The organism is Paenibacillus glacialis (genome assembly GCF_001637205.1).
In the GTDB taxonomy this organism is placed as follows: domain Bacteria; phylum Bacillota; class Bacilli; order Paenibacillales; family Paenibacillaceae; genus Paenibacillus_AQ; species Paenibacillus_AQ glacialis.
Window position 1 is genome coordinate 313826 of sequence record NZ_LVJH01000070.1, and the last position, 16123, is coordinate 329948.

The following is a 16123-nucleotide window of genomic DNA, read 5'->3' on the forward strand; positions in this document are numbered from 1 at the left end:
TAAAAGAGATACAGCAATATGATGATCAACAAGATAAACAACACATAAATCACAATACGTTTTTTCAACGTCAAATTCATGATATGTGCCCCTTTCTTTTGCCATTACGGAACATTCACCCATTCACATGTTATTCTTTTCTACCTATATATGTGCATGTCGTTTCTCTTATAGACAATCTATAAGACAAAGTTCATACTTAATACGATGAAAAATACACTATGAGTTGTTATGAGGAATTCATGAAGTCGTATGTCAGGCTTAATATTCCGTCATAACCATCCACGAAAAGGAGTTTGCCTTCAATGAATCAAAAGACGATGGATTTGTTCCGCACCCTTACAGAGTTTCCAGCTGCATCAGGATTTGAACGAGAATTGCGGGCATGGGTCAAAGATGCCATGTCGTCATATACGGAAGAATTTGTGCAAGATCGACTTGGAAGTCTCTTTGGTGTTCTTCGCGGAGACGAGAACGGCCCTAAAGTGATGGTAGCAGGACACTTTGACGAGGTTGGGTTTATGGTAACTGGCATTACACCTGCTGGTATGATTCGTTTCCAACCACTTGGGGGTTGGTGGAGCCAGGCTGTACTTTCACAACGTCTTCAGATTATGACAGACAACGGTCCTATTATCGGAGTAGTTGGTTCCACTCCACCCCATCTTCTAGATGAAGCACTACGTAGTAAACCCGTTGATATCAAATCGATGTATCTTGATATTGGTGCAGATGATCAAGCAGAGGCAGAATCCTTCGGTATTCATATTGGGCAACAGATCGTTCCTATCTGTGATTTCACACCGCTTGCCAATCGTAAGAAAATCATGGCTAAAGCATGGGATAACCGCTATGGTGTGGGTCTCGCCATTGAATGTTTAGAAGCACTACACAAAGAGAAACTTCCGAATACCTTGTACATCGGTGCAACGGTACAAGAAGAGTTGGGTTTACGTGGCGCTCGCACGTCAGCGAACCTCATCCAACCTGACATTTTCTTTGCTCTAGATGCCAGTGCAGCCAATGATATGACAGGTGACAAACAATCCTTCGGACATATCGGAAATGGTGCGCTGTTACGTATATTCGACCCTTCTATGCTTACCCATCGTGGACTTGTGGAATATGTGCAAGATACAGCAGATACGCATAAGATTAAATACCAATATTTTGTCTCACCAGGTGGCACAGATGCTGGCCAAGTCCATCTTAGTGGCATCGGTGTTCCTTCTACCGTGATTGGAATCTGTTCCCGCTACATCCATACATCGTCTTCCATCATACATACAGATGATTATGAAGCGGCTAAGGAACTGCTGATCACTTTAGTGAAGGGTATGGATCGTACGACGTTGAATACGATTATTGAACGGAGTTAAGAGCTGGATTAAATTAAGCGAACAAGAGCATATAGATAGTGTTAACCGCCGAGAGCTGAGAGCTTTCGGCGGTTTTTTGATAAATATTTAAGCAGGCTTTTACATTACACCCTATGATTCGACTCACTTCATATCCATCAGCTTAATTTCATTACCTTCTTTATCTGTGTCTTCCTAACCCTGCAAAAAAATCCGCTTCGCATTTCCACCCAAACGGCATGGCATCGTAAGTTTATTTATCGTTTCGCCTTATAAAACTCATGATACAGCTTCATCAATGCTCGCTTCTCAATACGTGACACATAACTGCGACTAATCCCAAGTTCCTTCGCAATCTCCCGTTGTGTGCGTTCCTCTCCGCCATGCTCCAGTCCGAATCGACCTTTAATGACTTCCTGTTCGCGTGGGTCCAATATATCCAGGTTACGATAGATTTTACTCTTCTCAATCTTCAGTTGAACCAGGTCTGCCACGTCGTCTGCTTCACTACCTAGAATATCAATCAAAGTTATTTCGTTTCCTTCTTTATCCGTACCAATCGGATCGTGGAGAGATACGTCTTTACGTGTTTTTTTGAGAGAACGAAGATGCATCAGAATTTCGTTTTCTATACATCGAGCCGCAAATGTTGCTAATTTCGTTCCTTTACCCGTTTGAAAACTTTCAATGGCTTTGATTAGGCCAATCGTACCAATGGAGATCAGATCTTCGAGATCTTCACCTGTGTTGTCAAACTTCTTGACGATATGCGCCACGAGTCGCAGGTTATGTTCAATAAGCATATTTCGCGCGTAGCCGTCTCCTTCGGCCATTAACTTTAAGTACTTGCTCTCATCTTTCTCGGATAGAGGTTGGGGAAATGCATTGTTCTTGACGTAAGATACCAGAAGCGTGAGTTCCTTGATAAATAAAGCAATCATACTGATCAGTCCAGACAAAGATGACACCTCCTACTGAATACAACAACCTACTACGTTAACGGTCATTTTTATTCTATGAGGGCGTAAGCCTATCTGTGCATGTACAGGGTAAATATGTATCTTACACCTCACTTGTAATACGGTTCTAAAAGCTGAATCCTTTGGATGATGAATCTCATGATATGAGACTTTGAAGGTCCGAACTTGATAAGGGAGTCTTGAAATTATAAAGAGACCAATAAAAGAATAACAATAGAAACTCGCACGAAAAAGCCCAAACCCCTGTTGTGTAAAGCCTCCGAGAATTTGAGCGATGCAAGATTTATTTATTTTTGTCGAGAAACTAAAGAGAGCATACATTTGCTAGAACGCAAACAGAAGAGCCCCAATCAATGGGGCTGTATCTGTAATCCTTTAATGCGTCCTTTTACTTGTTCTTTTGTGCCAACATATTCAGCAGAACCGTTACCGCCTCAGCTCTTGTTGCAGAGTCTTGAGGGACGAACCTATTATCGCCTTTTCCGTTCACAATACCTGCTTGCTTCACGTAAGCAATACTGCCTTTCGCCCAAGCCGGTATGTCCTTGTCATCTGCGAAACCAGTTGAGGCATTAGTTCCGACAGATTGACCCAAGGCAATCGCGATCATCACTGCCATCTCAGCGCGTGTGACTTCTGCATTCGGACCGAAGGTGCCGTTCGAATAACCGTTAATAATACCTACTTGTACCCCTTGCGCGACTGCTTTCTGCGCCCATGTTCCAATCTCCGCTTTATCCGTGAAAGTAAGCTCCGCTCCATTACCTTGCGGCTTCAATGCATTCATCAGCATAACTGCGAATTCTGCGCGAGTGACCGTATTGTTCGGCTTAAATGTGCCATTGGCATAACCTTTGACAATACCGCTGTTTACGGCTTGCTTAATACTTGCCTGTGCCCAATGTCCCGCGATATCGCTAAATTTAACTTCTGTGTCGGGCTCCGTTGGTTTTTCAGGTACGAGTACAACATCTGTTGAATCTACCACAAATACCGCATACTTCTTGAAGTGATCGACCTCTACGCTAATCCGATTTCCATTGATCCTACCGCCCGTGACTTCTACCCATACCTTCTTCACTTCATCATAATAGAATACCGCTGGTCTCTGATCTTTCTTCACGTTTGCTTGATCGAACTTGAAGGTCAGCGTAACCGGTTTTTTGAAGTTTTCCGGGAAGTTCTTCAGAATCTCGTAGATCGAAGTTGCTAGAACTTGTTTATTCGTTACAAGATTTTGCGTATCTAACCATTTGCTTATCGTTAGAATCAGCTCTTTGTCTGTCGCACCTTCTGGAATAGAAACCGTAACTTCATCTCCCAAGCTAACCTTGCCTGATTTACCTGCTGGAAGCTTTAATTTGCTATCCGTAGGTGTTGATGAACCACTGCCACCGCCAGTACCACCGCCGCCAGTAGATGGAGTACTTGAATTTGCTGCTCGCGTCACCGTTACAGTATACGTCTTCGATGTACCATTCTGTGCTGTGACTACGATAGTAATCGGGTTATTTCCTACATTCAGACTAATAGCTCCACTCGCTTGACCACTAACTACAGATTTTCCATTTACAGTCATCGTGGCGTTACTGTCATGCGTACTAGCCGTGACAATTAGACTAGATACACTATTGTCCACACTAGAAGTGTAAGACACGATCCCGGATTCAAATGCGGGACTTAACGTACCGCTCGATACCGTCAAGCTGCCCAAGTCAGCGTTACTGTTTGCTGCACGATTCACAGTAATATGGTACGGATTGCGTGTCCCATCTTCCGCGATTACCACCAACTCAATAGGGTTAGGCCCTACTATCAAATTAGTTGCACTAAAGACATACACACTGTTAGTTACAGAGATTTGATCGGCTCCCACCACCGAAATGGTTTGATTTGTGTCCATTATAGTTACGTTAAGATTGAGACTTGAAGCTATGTTCGGCAGATCCACCGTATAAGTCGGATTCTCTGACGTAAATGTCGGTGATAACGTGCCTTGATCTACAGTCAAGCTAGCAAGCAGCGCATTATTGCTAATTCTTGTGACAATGATTGTGTATACTTTCGTCGAGCCATTCGACGCCGTTACAGTCACTGTAATGGTATTCGCCCCTACGTTGAGCTGAATGTCCGTGCCTGTCACTCCATTAGCAGATACTTCCACGGTTGCCATTGGATCTGCCACGGTTGGCGTGACCGTAAGGCTCGTAACATTGTTCGCTACACTCTGCGTATAGCTTGTTGTTGTCTCAGCAAATACCTGATTCAGCGCACCACTACTTACACTCAAGCCGCTCAAGCTCGAGCTTGGTACAATCGTCTGTTGTACCGATGCAGTTTCATAGCCTTGTGCCATTACTGTGATCGTATGGGTACCTACTGCCAGAAAGCCAGCATTGATCGTGATCTTCCCATTGCTGACGGTGTAAGTTGCTCCCGACACTGAGATACCCGCATTCTTTACTTCCGTGATCGCAGCGCCCCATGTTCCATCATCCGTGAACATGATCTCAATCGGACTTCTATTATCATTGTTCGTCGTATCTGCTGTTAGGGCAGGAGGGTTACCCAACCACTGCGCATAGAATGTTGTGTCCGCACTTATCGTATATGATTGTCCTGGTAGATACGGATTACCACTACCGTCTGCTTTCGTATTCCATCCAGTAAAAGTGTAACCTGTCTTGACTAAATCTCCTGGTTTATCGTCTACAATTATGACTTGATTTTGCGTATAAAGTTTACCGATTGGAGGTGTTCCACCCGTACTTCCATTTCCCGAATAGACCATATTCTCAGGGATAGGCAATCCACTCAAGTAAGGATAGCCATTATTATGAGCGGAATCTATCGTCCAAACACTCGGCTCGGTAAAGGTCCAGTTCGTATATGTTCCTACTCGCTGCATCTCTATGGTTGTTTTTGAATCGCCCTTACCAGTATCAGATTGACCTGTTGTCTCCTTATTGTAGAAACCATTGCTTGTGGTTAAGCCACCCGATATATAACCAATCAATCCACCTATAAACATGTTGCCAGTTACTTTACCTGTCGCATAATTCATATTACTCACTGTTTTATCATTGAATCCGATCAAGCCACCTACAAAGCTGTCACCAGTAACATTTCCTAGTGCGAAACTGTTTGTAACAACTTCATCATCACTATTATCAGTTGGAGTACCATCAGTACTATTTCCAATTAATCCTCCTACCTGATTTTTCCCAGTCACGTTGCCTGTAGCATAGTTTCTAGCTAATGAAGTATTACTCCCAGATTGACCGATCAGACCGCCTATATACCTATCCCCGGACACATCGCCGACAGCGTAGTTTTTATTTATTGAAACATTATTATAACCTGCTCCGATCAGACCACCTACTTGCAATTTCCCTGTTACAATACCGACAGCGTAGTTATTATTAACTGTCCCTTTCTGATAAGCATGCCCAATCAAACCGCCTATAGTATTTCCAGTGCCGGTTACTATGACATTAGTGTTACTATTTTCAATCTTACCAGAGTCGTTTACACCAACCAATCCTCCGATATATGAAATACCATAAACTTCACCAGAAGCGGAAACTTCGTTCACAGTACCTCCTAGATTCTGACCGACTAGACTAGCTGTATAGGATCCTCCTGTAACATTTACATTAATTAGATTCACGTCACTTATCGATGCTGTTCTCTCTATAAATCCAAATAATGCCTGATAATCTGCAGTAGGTCTATTAATATACAAGTTACTAATCGTCTTTCCATTCCCATTAAAGGTTCCCTTAAAGGAATTGTTGACGACTCCGATCGGAGTCCAACCTTTCCCTTCGTCGTTACTTCTATAGCTACTTAAATCAATATCATTAGTCAGTATATAATAGGTGCCGCTTGCCATATCATTTCTGACCTCATTGAGCTGGCCTGCGGTTGCAATCCGAAAGGGATCACCTTCAAGTCCCGTTCCTCCAGCAAAGCTCACTGCCGCATATGCCTTACCTTCATCTGTCGCGAACAATCCAGGTAGTCCACTTAGCACTACTAGCATCACTAGTAGGATCGTCGTTACTTTCTTATTCATCTTTGCCATTCTCCTTGTCCCCCCCCCAAATGATTATTTATTTCCCAGTTTACACATCGTACATATATTAACATAGGTAATATGGAATATGTTAGAATAGTGCAAAAAAATGTCAAAAAAACAGCAAACAACCAGACCACTTACAGCAGCCCCGTTGTTTACTTTTAGTCATTCCTTTATTTGAACAGTGGCAGGAGGTACTGACGATGAAAATTGGTCAATGATCCTTGTCTTTATCCTATAGCTTCTCCCTGACACCGATTTTTTCGCCCTATTTGTGATACGGTTCTCCGTATCACTATAGAGCGAAATTTATGTCATCCTATGTTATGTGGATAAGAATTTTTTTAGCTAAAGTTAAATTCAATTTGTTACTACGATTTCATAAGCCTCTTTCCAAGTAACGAGAAATTATCATTTCTTCTATTTGAGGATTGTTATTATTGATTATATGATCGTAAAGACAAAGCAATATCCTGCAAGTCTCATTAGAATAATCCTCATATTTTATCTCTCTTAAATACCTGAAATTAATCTGTTTAAATTCATATAAATCGATATGATTAACTGAGAACAACACGTAAGGTAAAATCCTTATCAAATTACTTTCTGTTTTTAATGGGAGCAGAATATCGCACAATTTCTTGAATCCTGAGACCATGTGTGTATCCTCTAGAGTTATACGATTAGTAAATTTAATATTTAGTTGATTTTCATCCATTATTACCTTTAATATTTGTTGAGGACTCATTAGAATTAAACTTGAACTAGGATATCTTATGTAAAAGCTTTAATAGAATTCAAAGATTTTTTATCATATGAATTAGGGTGTTCCACTGATAATGTTGATTTATCGAAAATATATAAAGTGATTCATCCAATAACAGAAGAGATTATTGCATATAAACCCCTAGATTATAAAGTACTAGACTATTATCTATTTAAAAATATGGATCGAGGATATTCTTGGTTATCTACAAATACACATGCATTGCTCAAGTTTTTCCTATATATATAAATCATAATTTCAAAAACGTAACTAGAGAGATACAATTCGTGCTAAGTGATTACAAACCGACTAAAAAACCGAGGAGAATCTTATCTCGTCATGAAGTACTTCGTTTCTTACACACGTTGGTCACATATAATACTGATCACCTTGAACGTGACGCATTACTATTTATATTTCTACTTTCCACCGAACTTATGGTTTTATTTCTCGAAATGGCCAAAGCAAAGACGAAAAAGAACAAAGCGTCTGTTTATTGTCAACTACAGGATTGGATCTCTGGTTTATCCAGCTATTTCAGGGGTTTGTTTAAAGATTTACGCTGCGAAAGTTGAGTGATAATATTTATAATTCAAGAAAAAAGACTTGAATATCATAAGGAAAGGTGATAATTATTGTGTGTAAACTTAGAGATGGATGTAGCCCACGCGGGAGCGTCAGAATCGTTAATTCTGTGTGCTTAGGGGATATAACCAAACGACTTATATCATCATTGAGGAGAAAACTGAAGGATAACATTGAAAATTAGAGATGCATTAACTTTACCAATACTGGTTGAAGGAAAAATGAAGGTTCAAGATTGAAGCGAAGAACAGCGAGTTCAAACACAGACATGGTATGAAGTAGCGTCATCCTCGGGTCTTGTTGGAATGGCGTTACAGGGCGCGATGGCGATCTTTGCTGTTAACATGAAGAAAATATTGAAGCTGATGAAGTAAAAAGCCAGTGGTATAGGCTTGTTTAGGTAGCGAATAGACGACTCTTACCCCATTTTTCCAATTATGGGGTAAGAGTCGTCTCTTGTTTCGTCCTATTTTAGTTGCCCCGAGAAATGCGTTAGTTCTTCAATGGCTTCTCTTGAAAAGACGGGGTTTTTCGACAATATGAGAGCACTGGATGAGGCACTTTTCATCCTTCCGATTCGATTTATGCCACTTCCAATGTCGATTCTAAGGGCGCTTCTTATAGCGTTGTGCTGCTGGTCATACTATTTCACCGTAATCGTTTTATTCGTAAAGGGGATGTCTTCCTTAATGTTTACGATGGCTGCCGGCTTATTTCCGAAAACATAAACGGCTCCTAAAGTAACAGACGCGCCTTGAGAAACCGTAACTTGTCCGCTTCCGTTGCCTCTTGTTTCCCCATATAGATAAAATGCATCAACCGAGCTTCCGTTTTTCTCCATATCTAAGTATATGTCGTTAAGGTCCCATCTTGCCAGGTTTCCATCCGTTGCTGAATTAGAGCCGCTAACAGGAATCTGCAAAGTTTTACCGATCCCTATTCCGCCTGGGAACGAATACGTTAGGTCAATATCAAAGGTCCTCGAAGGGCTTTCTTTTAATATCGGGTAAGTCAGTACGCCTACTCCTGAAGTTCGCTCAAAACGGAAATTTATCTTTGTGACACCAGAAATATCTCCCTTTAAGCTTCCCGTAGCTCCTGTAGCATCGGTATATGAATATGCTCCTCCAACTGGCTTTATTTTAATTTGCATAGGATTGGAACCGCCATTGCCAACGATGTGGCTTTGATTCATGAAATAGCCAGCATAAAACTTATTTCCATATTTATAGTTGATATTCGTAGGATAGTCGATGGAAGCCATCGGAGCGATATTGTTATCGGATATACTATTTCTATTCTCCGAGATATTGGCGACGATTTCTTGAGCGGAATCAACGCCGTTTACGAAACGAATATTTTTTTCCACGTAATCCTTCTGCTTTGTTACCGGATCGATTACTTCTTTAGTAATCGTTATATTGCCATTGGCATTCGAAATGTCGTCGAAGACCATGTTGAAGGACAACAAGGTTTTGTCATCGATCATCTTTGATCCTCTTACCAGAGTAACGGCTTCGTCTTTGCTTTTCTTTAATACATATTCAAGATTCTCATTAATGGCAAGGGTGCTTGAATTCACTTTGAGCGTAGTTTTTTGAGACTCTTCAAACGAAAAACTAACGTTGTCATACGCGGCTAACGAACCGTAAGTGCTTGCTTCAAACTCGTATACATTTGTAAAATCGAGCTGTTTAGGCAGTTCTGAAGAGGCATTCGCAACGTGAGATAAAGAAAATGTCGATATCATCAATGTAAGAATTAAACCAAATAAGTAACACTTCTTCATAATAACCTCCGGAAAAAGAAATTTTAAGAGATCTCTTATTTCCAATTATAAACATATTTTTAAATTATTGACATAGGACTACGGGGCTAGTTTTTGAAGAAATGCTCAATATCCACTAGGTCTTTTGTTTTCAAAACAACCTCTTTGTCATTCAAAATTATAAAACAAGGAAAGTCGTCGAGTTCCATCGCGTTCGCCATTTCCTTGTTTTTCTTAACCTCAACATCGAATAGCTGAATGCCTTGGATGAGTTCCAATAGCTCTTGCTTTGAATTCCAATATACAAGTAGCTTATTATCTAATTGAGTCGTTTCTTCATAAAATAAGTGGATTCTGTACCTATCGCTAGAGTCGGAAGATAAATAATCAAACACGTCTTGCTTACTCGTACTTGAGCAGCCGATTGTCATAATAAGCACCGATAAAACCAGAATTTTAATTAGATTCATATACTCCACCTCATTTATTATAATTCAACTTTCGCAGCTTCAAAATCAGATTAACTGCACTCTCCACTTAGGTTTGAGAGCATTTGAATTGTTTGCTTGACGAAAATAAAAAAAACACCTCTTCGTCTGGTAAAGTGAAAGTATCGAAGTCTACACTGCCACATAGAAGTGGTTCCTTCTCTATGATAAAGTAACAACAGTACTCGATCAACTACCAAAAGGAATCAAAACCAGCTTTGCAAGTTCATTTTCATTAATTATAATATGTCTATCGAGTTGTAACCCGATCGCTAGGCAAGTTCTTCCGGGAAGAAGTTCCTTGATAAATAAAGCAATCATACTGATCAGTCCAGATAAAGATGACACCTCCTACTGAATACAACAACCTACTACTTTAACGGTCATTTTATTCTATGTAGGTGTGCGCCTATCTGTGTATGTACGGGATAAAGAAAAAAGTTGTCACTGAATAGTCAGTTATGGTATTACCCTATTACGGTATACAGCGGAAAAAGAGTTCATACTATTATGGACTTAATAGTGTTGATCGGAGGGAAATTTAAAAAGGAAAAAAATACATATTGTTAAATAATAATTGCGGTTTTGTTTTAGGATTATGTATTGTCCTTCTTGAATCCTCATTCGTACAACTTCTTTCCTTATCTCTTCCATATCCGTTCTCATTTTTTCTCTGCTCACTTTCAATATTCATTATAAAATCACATTTCATAGCATATAACTTGCCTGTTTTCGACTTACAACCTTTTCACTTTACGTATATCAATCTTATCTGTTACACCTTGCAACCAATCACCATCTCCGCTCCAATCAACATCACGCGAACGGCTGAAATTGAAAATCCTTTTCCAACTCTCTTCTTTTGTAACATTTAGAAGTCCTGAGTGGAATTCATCATATTCCTTTTCATTATCCGCATTAAATGATCATTAAGAACCAATGGGATATTCACCCTTATAGTTACATAATCGCTTTTTCATTTTATCTATCATCCATAAGTACTCATTAGGATACATCGCATACTTTTCTTGACCAATTAAAAATCCAAGTTCTTTATCCACACCGTAGTTGTACCGATACAGGTTCCAATGCCAACATGCGCATCTGACTTATAACTCATATATAGATTACGTGGAATTCTTAAGTTGTTATTGGCATCTCAAAGGGTCTCGAATCAAACGATTGATAATTGTCCGGATTAGCAAATACATGTAGATTGCTGTTAAATAGATCTATCTCATAATGATTATTCCCCGGAACTTTTCTATTCTTTCCATCTTATAACCTCTATTATCTATCTATTTCATTCAAACTCACTACCAGCTCCACACTCCGCTTTTCCACTATTTATGGTACGTTTCTCCTCTCGTACTCATTGCTAAAGCTCAAGTATTAGAGAATCTGAATATCAACTTATTACCATCGATTGTTAATCCGAGCACTTCCTCATAATTTCCTTTTGTATAATTAGATACTGTCTTGCGCCAAAACTTTTGTCCAATCGCATTTCTCTCTGAGGGGTTCGTAAATAGTTCCCATTTACCTGTAAACCTCTCGAACACTCTCGTTATAGCATATTCTGCAACCCCGTTACCTCTGAACGGCTGCATGAGAAAAAAGTCATTCACAAAAAAGTCAATGCCTTGCGAGCAATGAGGTGGAGTAGCAATAAGTGCAAAGCCTGCAGGTATGTCATCTACTAAGATTAGATACGGAAAAAGATATTTTTGTTTCTCCCACCATATGTTTTGGACATCGTATTGATCTTGTAATGTTTTGTAACTATCACTATCCTCAAATATTCCATGGTTGTTTGGGATGTGTCCTGGAATAAGTCCATAGTGTCCCGACAAGTCGTAAAGGTATAGTGGGTACATATTTTTAATAATGTAAGCTTCATTTTTATTAGTTAATCTTACTTCAATTGTCATAATAGGCAGCTCCTCTATAAGTTTGATTCTGCGAAAAATTATTACTTTGTAGTAATCTATCTCCTATGAAAATCCCGATATTAATTCCTCATATCTATTATAGTTGATGTATCAATTTCCACAGGTTCGATTACATCGAATAGAAATGGGGTATCATTTAAATATTCCCTTATATACGCTAGGGCGTACTGTTGTTCATCGATTAAACTGGATGTTTCTCTTGGATCAGAAGCATGATGGCAGTAATTCTCGATCATGAACATGACAAAGAAACATTCCAAATACCGAACATAGTCCGTTTCCAGCTTTCTTACACTCTCATAGCCTTTGATAAACATCCATCGATGCTTAGGATAAAGCTCTAATAGCGTGCCAGCCATATCGTAGAGAAAATAGCCGGAACCACACCTTCCGAAATCTATCGGATTGTGCTGATCATCTTTAAATACGATGTTGCCAGTATGTAAATCCGCATGAATGAGTCCGTAGTTATGGGCGTTCGGATGCATTGTAGCGAGCTCGGATAAAATCTTCTCAGCTGCAGCCTGATACACCTTCCATGTCTCACTCGATAAAAACCGTGCATAATACCGTTCCAACTTAGCCATCGCACGTCTAAAACTGGCTGCTCCCCATATGGGTCGAACAAAATCAGAAGGTGGCACGAAACATGCAGCTACTTCATGGAGTTTCCCCATCATTGCGCCCATATTATATGCACAGCTGTCCGTAAATTCCCCGCTTGCATGCCCTCCTTCTATCCACCTCATCATCGTGACATAGGGGCGTCGATATCCCTCTTCAGTATTGATCTCCAATACATAGGAGCCATTACAGTTTGCCAACCCTTCTGGTACATTTAGATCATCCGACTTATTTAGTGCTCGGAGAAAAGCGAGTTCTGAACGGATTTCCTCTTTACTCAATCGATCGGAATGAATACGAAGCAAATAACATTCCGCCGTTCTTGTCTCAATTTTATACGTTATCGTGTCCGATAGTTGGATAAATTGAATGCGTTCCCATTCCAAGTCATACTGTTGTAATGCCGATAAAGCGACTTTCCTCGCTCTAACTAGCAAAGACTGCCTATTTTCATCCGTATCATTTCGAAAAAATTCATTCATACTTTACCCCCTAAACACTAATATCGAACCAAAAACCGGTTATACAAATAATTATACTAGTAGCAAGATTCTAGAAATATATAATAAACAACTAGAAATTATATATTGCATAAAAAAGTCACATCAGAATTTATTCCAATGTGACTTTCCATAATCTATTTTTTTGAATAAACGATTTTTTTGATACTATCGCAAGAAAGATAGAATTGATCTGATAGTTGATCAATAGTTGCACCCACAGAAAATTCATGACGAATCTCATCGTTTCTATGGCTGTAATATTTTCTGTTACCTGAATTTTCGCCCCATTTCTTACGTAATCCTTCAGCCTTAGGGATATATACCATTCCACCATGTATATACTTCTGTATTTCCTTTACTAATTCTTCTGGAAAAATAATATCAGCGTTTACATATTTCATGATAGCTCTACTCCTTAAATTAGTGAAAATCTTAAGGTAGCAAAGTCTATAGTATAAACAATATCGCTATGCAAGTAATTAAGGCGGTAACTTATTGCTAGCTCTATACAAACAACCGCCGTTGTTTATAGTGTAGACTTTGCATAGAGCTTATCTTAAACTTTGTCATATTGGCCCTCCTCGTAAATATTGTTTCATACAATATAACATCGATCTGGGTATCGGATATCCTTCACAGTAGAGAAATTACTGTTTAGCTAGCTTGTACGATACTCAGATCTATAAATATTTACAACACCTAACTTAGCTTTTCCTGTTGGTTTTATATTACATAACTATTCATTTTTTAAGTTCACCATTACTTCCACTCTCTGCTTTACCACTATTTGTGATACGCTTCACCCCGATTAATCTTCACTATATAGGTTATAAACCCAACAGTAGGATTCATCTCAACCAAATTATTTATGGAAGATGCTATAGCAATTTCACAGTAGATACTCCTATATATTTACGGGAGAAAGATTTGAATGGATCAGAAATCTACAGATGGCTCGATTGCTCGTCCCATCCTTACCGCACAAACCTCACCTATTCATGACATCGGTTCGTGTTCACAATGTGTTGACGATATGCGCCACGAGTCGCAGGTTATGTTCAATAAGCATATTTCGCGCGTAGCCGTCTCCTTCGGCCATCAACTTTAAGTACTTGCTCTCATCTTTCTCGGATAGCGGCTGAGGAAATGCATTGTTCTTGACGTAAGATACCAGAAGCGAGAGTTCCTTGATAAATAAAGCAATCATACTGATCAGTCCAGACAAAGATGACACCTCCTACTGAATACAACAACCTACTACGTTAACGGTCATTTTTATTCTATGAGGGCGGATGCCTATCTGTGCATGTACGGGAAATATAAAGGCCTTCCCAGCACTGAAAGTAATCTTGGAGAAATTCAAAAGGAAAGGAATCCCTGAAAGAACACGGAGCTGAAGCCAAATAAAAAAGCCCCATCTTGGGACACATTGTAAGGAGGTGCGGATGGGAACTGTTACTTATACAATACATGAGTTGTTGAACAATCGTCGACAACACAATTCTTATCTCCAGTGCGAAATAAGACTACCATCCTTTTACAATCGTACACAACCGACAATATTCGTGATAAACTAACTCTAAATATTAACTTGCCTCAATAAAGTATAGTGGCTGGGCTTAGTTATATTTCCATATTGAAACCGGAGGAAAATAATTGAAAACATTCATACTCAAGTGGAACCAAGTCAGCCTGGTACAACGAATACTTGTGGGTATTATAGCTGGTATAGTCTTGGCTTTATCAATTCCTAATGCAACAGGGATCACCATTTTCGGTTCCTTGTTTGTATCCTCATTAAAGGCGGTTGCGCCTGTATTGGTCTTACTCTTAGTGATGTCAGCCATCTCCAAACATAAAAAAGGCCACCAAACGAATATGAAAACGATTCTTGCTCTGTATGGTTTAAGTACATTTTTAGCGGGGCTAATAGCCGTTATTGCAAGTTTTATATTTCCGGTAAGCTTGTCACTTGTGACGGGTGTCAACGACCTAACTCCACCTGAAGGGATTGTAGAAGTACTTAAGACTGTGCTATTTCAGGTTGTCGACAACCCAGTAAATGCCCTAATGAATGCCAACTATATCGGTATCCTAACATGGGCTATCCTTCTGGGCATTGTTTTAAGAAATGCCAATGATAGCACAAAAGATATGCTTTCTAATTTTTCAGATGCCGTTTCACAAATCGTCAAATGGGTAATTAGCTTGGCACCATTAGGCATCATGGGACTAGTTTTTGATACCATTACAGCAAATGGACTTTCATCCTTGCTCACTTATGGTAAACTGCTTCTTGTTCTTGTTGGATGTATGCTATTTATGGCGCTTGTTATTAATCCATTGATCGTATATATAAATATTCGCAGAAATCCTTACCCACTTGTTTTTTATTGCCTGAAGGAAAGTGGGATTACCGCATTCTTCACACGTAGCTCAGCTGCAAACATTCCAGTCAACATGAGAATATGTGAAAAACTGGGGCTGGATAAGGATACGTATTCGGTGTCCATCCCATTAGGTGCTACGATTAATATGGCGGGTGCAGCGGTTACGATTTCTGTCTTGACTCTCGCTGCTGTTCATACGGTTGGCATTGAAGTGGATTTTGGTACGGCACTTATTCTTAGCATCCTATCCGCTGTAGCTGCTGCAGGCGCCTCAGGTGTTGCCGGCGGGTCGCTCTTACTGATTCCTCTAGCATGCAGTATATTCGGCATTCCGAATGAAATTGCTATTCAGGTCGTTGGTGTTGGATTCATAATCGGTGTTTTGCAGGACTCGTTTGAAACAGCTCTTAATTCATCCTCTGACTTACTTTTTACAGCAACAGCTGAATATTCAAAAAAACGTAAGGAAGGCAAGGAATTTATGATTAATATCTAGAAAAATATTGATAAAATGCAGGATAATCCACTTCCTGTTTGCCTTATGCTTCCGGTAGCTCTGAAAATTTCTGTATGTTTATTTTAGTCTGCAAGCATTGACCGATTAGGCAAACTATTTGAACATCTTATA

General features: G+C 39.7%; 9 protein-coding genes and 3 pseudogenes. 4 read left to right on the forward strand and 8 right to left on the reverse strand.

The window, feature by feature from the left end; genetic code table 11:
* The first annotated feature begins 305 nt into the window (after positions 1 to 305).
* Positions 306 to 1379, forward strand: coding sequence for a M42 family metallopeptidase (locus PGLA_RS24230; protein WP_068537760.1), 1074 nt, complete (start codon positions 306 to 308; stop codon positions 1377 to 1379).
* 236 nt (positions 1380 to 1615) lie between these two features.
* Here the strand turns inward: PGLA_RS24230 and sigK are convergent, their stop codons facing one another.
* Together sigK and PGLA_RS24240 are read right to left on the reverse strand one after the other, a co-directional pair.
* On the reverse strand, positions 1616 to 2317 hold the full coding sequence (sigK, locus tag PGLA_RS24235) for an RNA polymerase sporulation sigma factor SigK (protein WP_068537761.1): 702 nt from the start codon (positions 2315 to 2317) through the stop codon (positions 1616 to 1618).
* A 409-nt stretch (positions 2318 to 2726) separates the two neighbouring features.
* Positions 2727 to 6425 (reverse strand): cadherin-like beta sandwich domain-containing protein, encoded by a 3699-nt coding sequence (locus tag PGLA_RS24240; protein ID WP_068537762.1) that lies wholly within the window; start codon positions 6423 to 6425, stop codon positions 2727 to 2729.
* A gap of 1191 nt (positions 6426 to 7616) precedes the next feature.
* Here PGLA_RS24240 and PGLA_RS29895 point away from each other — a divergent pair.
* A pseudogene (locus PGLA_RS29895) lies at positions 7617 to 7760 on the forward strand (IS4 family transposase); the annotation flags it as partial.
* A 235-nt stretch (positions 7761 to 7995) separates the two neighbouring features.
* Positions 7996 to 8144 (forward strand): annotated as a pseudogene (locus PGLA_RS27720) (IS5/IS1182 family transposase); the annotation flags it as partial.
* 269 nt (positions 8145 to 8413) lie between these two features.
* On the opposite strand, the gene PGLA_RS24255 reads toward PGLA_RS27720, so the two are convergent.
* The 6 genes and pseudogenes from PGLA_RS24255 to PGLA_RS24280 form a co-directional block, all read right to left on the reverse strand.
* On the reverse strand, positions 8414 to 9559 hold the full coding sequence (locus PGLA_RS24255; RefSeq protein ID WP_068537765.1) for a hypothetical protein: 1146 nt from the start codon (positions 9557 to 9559) through the stop codon (positions 8414 to 8416).
* A gap of 86 nt (positions 9560 to 9645) precedes the next feature.
* A complete protein-coding gene (locus PGLA_RS24260; RefSeq protein ID WP_068537766.1) occupies positions 9646 to 10008 on the reverse strand; it encodes a hypothetical protein in 363 nt (120 codons plus the stop codon).
* A gap of 1403 nt (positions 10009 to 11411) precedes the next feature.
* Entirely contained in the window at positions 11412 to 11957 is a 546-nt protein-coding gene (locus PGLA_RS24265; RefSeq protein WP_068537767.1) for a GNAT family N-acetyltransferase, read from the reverse strand.
* A gap of 80 nt (positions 11958 to 12037) precedes the next feature.
* A complete protein-coding gene (locus tag PGLA_RS24270) occupies positions 12038 to 13084 on the reverse strand; it encodes a phosphotransferase enzyme family protein (RefSeq protein ID WP_068537768.1) in 1047 nt (348 codons plus the stop codon).
* 155 nt (positions 13085 to 13239) lie between these two features.
* Positions 13240 to 13506 (reverse strand): CD3324 family protein, encoded by a 267-nt coding sequence (locus tag PGLA_RS24275; RefSeq protein ID WP_068537769.1) that lies wholly within the window; start codon positions 13504 to 13506, stop codon positions 13240 to 13242.
* Between the two features lie 626 nt (positions 13507 to 14132).
* Positions 14133 to 14330, reverse strand: a pseudogene (locus tag PGLA_RS24280) (RNA polymerase subunit sigma-70); the annotation flags it as partial.
* 431 nt (positions 14331 to 14761) lie between these two features.
* On the opposite strand from PGLA_RS24280, the gene sstT reads away from it, so the two are divergent.
* Positions 14762 to 15991 (forward strand): serine/threonine transporter SstT, encoded by a 1230-nt coding sequence (gene sstT, locus PGLA_RS24285; RefSeq protein ID WP_068537771.1) that lies wholly within the window; start codon positions 14762 to 14764, stop codon positions 15989 to 15991.
* The last annotated feature ends 132 nt before the right edge of the window (positions 15992 to 16123 follow it).

What these genes read in the sequence shown, in the direction of transcription:
- PGLA_RS24230 (WP_068537760.1), top strand. Translation starts at nt 306, where the DNA reads ATGAATCAAAAGACGATGGATTTGTTCCGCACCCTTACAGAGTTTCCA.
- PGLA_RS24240 (WP_068537762.1), bottom strand. Translation starts at nt 6,425, where the DNA reads ATGGCAAAGATGAATAAGAAAGTAACGACGATCCTACTAGTGATGCTA.
- PGLA_RS24255 (WP_068537765.1), bottom strand. Translation starts at nt 9,559, where the DNA reads ATGAAGAAGTGTTACTTATTTGGTTTAATTCTTACATTGATGATATCG.
- PGLA_RS24260 (WP_068537766.1), bottom strand. Translation starts at nt 10,008, where the DNA reads ATGAATCTAATTAAAATTCTGGTTTTATCGGTGCTTATTATGACAATC.
- PGLA_RS24265 (WP_068537767.1), bottom strand. Translation starts at nt 11,957, where the DNA reads ATGACAATTGAAGTAAGATTAACTAATAAAAATGAAGCTTACATTATT.
- PGLA_RS24270 (WP_068537768.1), bottom strand. Translation starts at nt 13,084, where the DNA reads ATGAATGAATTTTTTCGAAATGATACGGATGAAAATAGGCAGTCTTTG.
- PGLA_RS24275 (WP_068537769.1), bottom strand. Translation starts at nt 13,506, where the DNA reads ATGAAATATGTAAACGCTGATATTATTTTTCCAGAAGAATTAGTAAAG.